3 protein-coding genes are annotated in these 2,744 nt (G+C 54.7%); 2 read left to right on the top strand and 1 reads right to left on the bottom strand.

Annotated elements, in window-relative coordinates; translation table 11 throughout:
• The coding region (locus ACJROR_RS05070) for a hypothetical protein (protein ID WP_406546146.1) at positions 1 to 357 on the bottom strand (357 nt) is incomplete at its 3' end.
• A gap of 433 nt (positions 358 to 790) precedes the next feature.
• On the opposite strand from ACJROR_RS05070, the gene ACJROR_RS05065 reads away from it, so the two are divergent.
• Both ACJROR_RS05065 and ACJROR_RS05060 read left to right on the top strand, forming a co-directional pair.
• Complete coding sequence (locus ACJROR_RS05065; RefSeq protein WP_406546145.1) at positions 791 to 1,243, top strand: hypothetical protein; 453 nt, start codon at positions 791 to 793, stop codon at positions 1,241 to 1,243.
• 343 nt (positions 1,244 to 1,586) lie between these two features.
• On the top strand, positions 1,587 to 2,744 hold a 1,158-nt coding region (locus ACJROR_RS05060; RefSeq protein WP_406546144.1), incomplete at its 3' end, for a hypothetical protein.

The following is a 2,744-nucleotide window of genomic DNA, read 5'->3' as shown; positions in this document are numbered from 1 at the left end:
GTTTTCCTGAGTCCGACCCTTTTGCTGTTCTTCCCGGGCTAATGCTCTCATTCTGCGGATTTCCGCCGGAGCTCTGCCGTTCCAGCTGACGTTCAGAATGCCGCCTTTGAGAATTCTTTTGCATATCAGGTAAAAGCCTCCCAGACTGGCGGGATTGATATGGTGTTCCCAGGGGGAGAAGTCCGTCCATTCTCCGATAATGGCATTGAATTCGGCATGGAACATGTCATCCCATTCGCAGGTATTGGCTACTTTATGGATGGCATCATAGGCCACGGTTATTCTGCGGCCGTGAAATCTGGCGGCAATGACCACTCTGGTGGCCTCGGGTTCCTTGCGTTTGTGGGGATGTCTCATAGGGCGTGTTCTTGACTGAGCCTGATAATGCAATTGAAAAGTCCGCGCCGGAAAAGCGCTCACAGAGATACCTTATAAAAATCCGGCGCTGTTAAGTCAAGTTATTTTTGCCGCCGTCCGGCAAAACAGAGAACCCCGGCAGGGCGGCGGCGGAATTTGCCGGGATCCGGAGACAGCCGCAAAAATCTCCCGGGATATCCGAAAAAACATCGGAATACGGCTTCTCAGGCATGCAAAACGGCCCTTAAGGAACCTGATTTTTCCGGATTATAAAAAAAGTGTGGTATGGGGCATCATTTCAGAAAATCATTTTCTGTTTTCCGGCAGAATCCTTTACCATATACGGCATCGGCTGTCCGTTACCATGGGGACGCCGGACATAATAACAGGGCTTTCAGGGATGAAAAACGCCCGAATAGAAATTGAACACGTAATGAAAAACATTGATATCAGAAAAGCGCTGCTGATGCTGACACTGGTGCTGTCAGGCAGCTCGGCGGCAGCCTCGTACGAGGTCAGATCAGATCTTCTGGGACGCAAGCAGATATATTTCAACGATAATCTGGTGGTGACAGCAAAGGAAAAACAGGGCGGCACCTTCTACTATGACGCGGAAAGAACCGAAATCGGTCATTCCCGGGCGCTGGCGGACGGCTGCACGGTCTATTTCGATGCCGGGGGAACTCTGCAGGGAACCTCCTGCTCCGACGGCCGGGGGCATACGGAGTACCGCGATGCCAGCGGAGCAGAGATGGAGGCCGGGGCGGAAATTCCGGTGATGTTCTACGATGAGGTTATTGTCAGCAACGGGTCTCCGGAGCATGCTCTCCGGAACGGCGGTTTCAGCGGCAGTCCGGATGGCGGCCGTTCTCTGAAGCTGTTCTGATAATATCCGGCGGCGGACTTTTTTAATAATGCAATCTCCCTCCGGGGCGGGAGCGGGTTTTTTGCCGTTCCGGCCCCGGTTTTTCTTTTTTTGGTTTGTCCGGAGCGGCGGTATTTTCGGATATAATGTGTTTCCGGAAGACATAGTGCGTTTCCGGCATAAGCGGCGATCCCCGGATCTGCTTTGCCCGAGGCGGTACCGCCGGCATCAGGAAGGCCGCGCGGACTCTGTTTGCGGGGCGTTTCCCCGCATGAATCAGGAAGTGCGACTTAGTGAGTCAGAGTAAGTCAGAGAATAAAAGCAAGTCTGATAATAAGTCAGAGAGTAGGTTAGAGAGTTGGAAATGATGAAGAATTTACGGTGCAGACTCGTTCCTTTGGCGCTGTTGCTGCCGGCGCTCATGATGGCAGGCTGCGGTCAGGATGCCAAAGAGCTTTATCAGGAAGCCAGAATCATGGAGAGCGCCAAAGCCGAAAACGGCTATTCCGAACAGGAGATCCTGCAAAAATACGAGGAATCGGCACAGGCGGGCTCCGAGGATGCCATGCTGCATCTCGCCGGAGTTTACTGCGAGTCCGGGGATCAGTCCCGCTGCCTTCAGTATCTGCCTAAGGTCAGACAGAAGCAGGCGGCTCTGGCTGACTATTATGACGGAGTAATCGAGATGTCCCGGGGGCAGGACGAGAAGGCGGCAGAGCTTCTGACAAAGGCCTTCAAGGGCGGCGAAGCCCGGGCGGCCTATAAACTGGCGGAATACTATCACCGCCGGCATTCCGTTCATGAAGCGGCGAAATATTACAAGGCAGCCTTTAAGTCCGGCGATAACCGGGCCGCCATTCCTCTGGCCAGAATCTGCCTTAACAGCAAGAATCCGGCTGTCAATACTCAGGGTGTGGAAATTCTGCAAAAGCTCCTCCGGGCGGAGCCTGATAACCGCGAAGCTCTCCTGCTGGCGGCCCGGGCTTATATTCTGGGACTGGGCGCTCCCGTCAGTCTGGAAAAGGCCGGAGAGATCATCAAAAAAATCAGGGGCGGCGACGACTCTCCCGATGTGATCATTGCCAAATCCCTCTATCAGATCGCCAGCAAGGGCGCCGAGCAGAATAACGGCATCGCCGCTCTGAAATCCCTGATTCAGACCAAAATGAATCCCGAGGCGGCCTACATTCTCTACGATATCTACTACCACGGGCTTTACGGCATTGAAAAGAATCTCAAGGAAGCTATCTACTACGTGCGCATTGCCGCTGACGGCGGTCTTCCCAAGGGGATGCTGGCTCTGGCCGAGATGTACCGGCAGGGACAGGGCGTTAATGCCAATTATGATGAGAGCTTCCGGCTGACCAGCAAGGCGCTGGCCGCGGAGCCGGATCTGGTGGATGCCATGCTGCTTCTGGGACAGTTCCACGCCGAGGGCATCGGCACCAGAGTGGATCCTCGGGAGGCTTACCGCTATTACCGCGAGGCGGCCGCCAACGGCAGCCGGCAGGCGGAGTACGAA

Origin of the sequence: Succinimonas sp., assembly GCF_045225735.1 — a bacterium.
Taxonomy (GTDB): domain Bacteria; phylum Pseudomonadota; class Gammaproteobacteria; order Enterobacterales; family Succinivibrionaceae; genus Succinimonas.
The sequence above is the reverse complement of the archived record's forward strand: the minus strand, read 5'-3'. Positions and strand labels throughout refer to the sequence as shown.

What these genes read in the sequence shown, in the direction of transcription:
- ACJROR_RS05065 (WP_406546145.1), top strand. Translation starts at nt 791, where the DNA reads ATGAAAAACATTGATATCAGAAAAGCGCTGCTGATGCTGACACTGGTG.